The organism is uncultured Chryseobacterium sp., assembly GCF_913776365.1.
Taxonomy (GTDB): Bacteria; Bacteroidota; Bacteroidia; order Flavobacteriales; family Weeksellaceae; genus Chryseobacterium.
In genome coordinates this window covers 1-3,332 of sequence record NZ_CAJYMO010000333.1, presented here as the reverse complement: position 1 = coordinate 3,332, position 3,332 = coordinate 1, and the positions used below count along the sequence as shown (strand labels likewise).

The window sequence follows — 3,332 nt, the reverse complement described above, 5'->3', positions numbered from 1 at the left end:
CGGTGATGTTTTTTCCCTGAAAGACAAAATAGACATCATGGATACCGGAAACCGGTTCTGATATCATTGAAGTTAAGGTTTTGAAGTCTTCCCAGCCGCCTGTTCTCGGGATTTCGATCTGGGCGATTTTGGTTCCTTTTACATCATCCAGATGAACTTCCAGGATTCCGCCGTCGATTCCTGCAGCCACCGAAGCTGAAAATTCGGCAGGCCCGTTAATTCCGAAATCCACCGCCCTGACTTTGATGTAGCCTCCGGTCCGGATATCGGAAACGTAGACACCGGTTTTCTTATTTTCGGAAGTGCTGCATTTTTCCGACCAGGCCATGGTTTCGGCTTCGTTTTTCAGGTAAGGATTCAAGGTTCCTACAGGATTTACCCCTTCTTTGGTGATGGTGATTTTCGGGATGCTGCCATCGGCATTGTATTTAAATTCTTCGATGGCTGTTGCTCGCCCATAACTTCCACCGTTCGGCAATAAAGCATTGTGATAGAAGAGGTAGGATTTTCCTTTGTAATCGATGATTCCACCATGGTTGGTAAAACTGTTCGTCGGCTGATCGGTCATGATTTTTCCACGGTATTTCAATGGTCCGGTGGGTGAAGCACTGGTTGCGTAAGACAGGCATTCCGTTCTGTTGGTCATTCCCGCGTACATCATATAATACTGTTTGTTCCGTTTGTAAAACCACGGACCTTCCACATAAACATCGTCGAATTTTTCCTGTTTCTGCAAAACTTCATCGCTTTTTCCGGGCCGTCTGAGTCCACCGAAAGCTTCCACCGACTGCGGAACTTCCGTGATGGGCCCGTTATAGGTGGTCATGTCTTTGTTCAGTTTAACGTAAAACAATTTGCTGTTTCCCCAATAGAGATAGGCCTGCCCGTCGTCATCCACAAAAGCCGTCGGATCGATATTGTCCCAGGTTCCGGTGGTTACCAACGGTTTTCCCAGCGCATCTTTGAATGGGCCGGTCGGGCTGTCTGAAACGGCTACCCCAATGGCCATATTGTTATCTACCGTCTGCGCGCAGATGTACCAGTAGAATTTGCCGTTGCGCTCTACACATTGTGCCGCCCACGCCCGGTCTCTTGCCCAAGTGAACGATTCGAGCGAAATCGGAGACCCGTGGTCGGTCCAGTTCACCATATCATCCGATGAATAGACATGCCACCTGGTCATCGTATAAAAATCGAATCCCGGCTGGTCGTCTCCCGTGTACAGGTACATCTTGCCTTTGTAAATCATTGGTGCAGGATCGGGTGTGAAATGCGTCTGGATCACCGGGTTCTGTGCAGAAACCACAGATCCCAGACTGCAGGCTATCAGGGCTATTATTGTTTTTATATTTTTCATTACCTATTATTTTAATTTTCTGACTTTTAAGCCAATTATATTTTACATTTTCAGGGTATTTAAAAATTCGCTCGCAGATTTAGCAGATTCAGCAGATTTTTATCATTTTCGGATCTGCGTAATCACCGTAATCTGCGTGAGGTTATATTTCAATCAGCTCATACAATTTTTAAGTATTTAAAATCTAATGAACGATCATTATTAGTTACAGCGTTGAAATTACGGCAGCAAAACCGCCTCTCCTCAGTTCTTTCACGGTAACGGAATCTGCACTTCCAAAAACACGCTCGCCGATTTAGCAGATTCAGCAGATTTTTATCATTTTCGCATCTGCGTAATCACCGTAATCTGCGTGATACCAGATTTTTTATTGATTCAGACCTATTCTTTATTATTTACATTAGTTTGCTGCATTTACAAGGGTGAAATTACGGCAGCAAAACCGCCTCTCCTCAGTTCTTTCACGGTAACGGAATCTGCACTTCCAATGACCAGATCATCGGTCACCAGCTGCTTATCGTGCTTTCCGTCTTTTATAATCCTTAGCTTGTACTTTTTATTCTTTTCTAAAAAATCAAATGTAATCAGGATGTTTTTCTCAACATTTTCGCCATTGATTCCGCCGATGTACCAATCCGTGTTTTTTCTCCGGGCCATTACGACTTCTTTGCCGGGAAATCCCTGCAACAGTTTCGTTTCATCCCAGGCCGTCGGAACTTGTTTTAAAAATTGCTTCGGCGCATCCGGCAAGTCGGAATAGCCTTCCGGCCGGTCCGCAAAGTGCTGCAGTGCCGATTCAAACAGAACGCTTAACGCCAGCTCATGGCCATAGGAAGTGAGGTGCGGAAACTGTGAATTGGTAAAGGTGACCGGCGTGTAATCCATGGAGCCGACTACATTTCTGGTAAAAGGCAAAATGGTATTGTGAACCGGCGCGGTGGCGGTAAATTCAGGTCCGTTGTTGTACCATTCGGCACCACGGACGGCTTCGTAGGTCATGAGATTCGGATAGGTTCTGGCCCAGCCTCTCGGAACCAGGCATCCGTGGAAATAGACCATCATTTCAAACTTTGCCGCATCTTCCAGAATATCCAGATAATACTGAATCATTTCCTGTTTTTCACTTTCGAAAAAATCGACTTTTACCCCGGCAACGCCCAGCTTTTTAAGTTTGGAAAATTCTTCTACCCTATTTTCATGGGTAAGCATCCGGTCTTTCGGAGTGGAAGCAACCCAGGTATGGTCGCCGCCGGAATTGTACCACATCAACGGTTTGATACCTTTAGAACGAATATATCGTAACGCATCTTCCAGATTTCCGCCGTTGCCCATCGAATCCCAGTCCCAGTCCAACAAAGTATACGGCCAGTCCATGGCAACAGCCAGATCGGCAAATTCGCAGACCGTTTTGAAGTTTCTGGTCCCGTGGTTATCCGACCAGTAGTTCCAGGAAACCGCTCCCGGTTTTATCCAGTCCGTATTTTTGATGACAGAAGGCGGCGCCACGTCATCAACCAATGTGGAAGCGACCATATCATTGAGACTCCCGATAATGATCACTCGCCAGGGCGATTTCCAGGGAAAGGTAATTTTGGGTAACGATTCTCCTTTTCCGCGGCCGTCTTTCGGATCCGGAAAGGTTATTTTATATGTATTTTTATCGGATCTGTTGCTCAGTTTGGAGCCACAGTAATTTCCATCAACAGCCGATTCATGCAGTAAAAACCAGCAGTCCTTCTCTTTGGTCTGGAACAGCGCCGGATACCCCCATTCTTCCTGCTGCGTTTTATCGCCGACCATCGCATAATACAGGCCCTCATTGGCGGGATTCCATTTTTCGGTCCAGCGTGCGGTTTCGTTGCCAACGGTGTAGGAAGTCAATTCCTCCAGCACGGTATAATTTCCTTTTTCTGAAAGCGAATACCGGAAAGCAATGCCATCGTTGTACGCGCGAAGAATAAGATTTAGCTTTTTC

General features: G+C 46.2%; 2 protein-coding genes. Both read right to left on the bottom strand.

Features of this window, described 5'->3' with window-relative positions:
* Positions 1 to 1,357: glycoside hydrolase family 43 protein (locus tag QZ735_RS18130; RefSeq protein ID WP_294251563.1), on the bottom strand; the 1,357-nt coding region annotated here is incomplete at its 3' end.
* Between the two features lie 414 nt (positions 1,358 to 1,771).
* A partial coding sequence (locus tag QZ735_RS18125; RefSeq protein WP_294251560.1) for a glycoside hydrolase family 97 protein occupies positions 1,772 to 3,332 on the bottom strand: 1,561 nt, incomplete at its 5' end.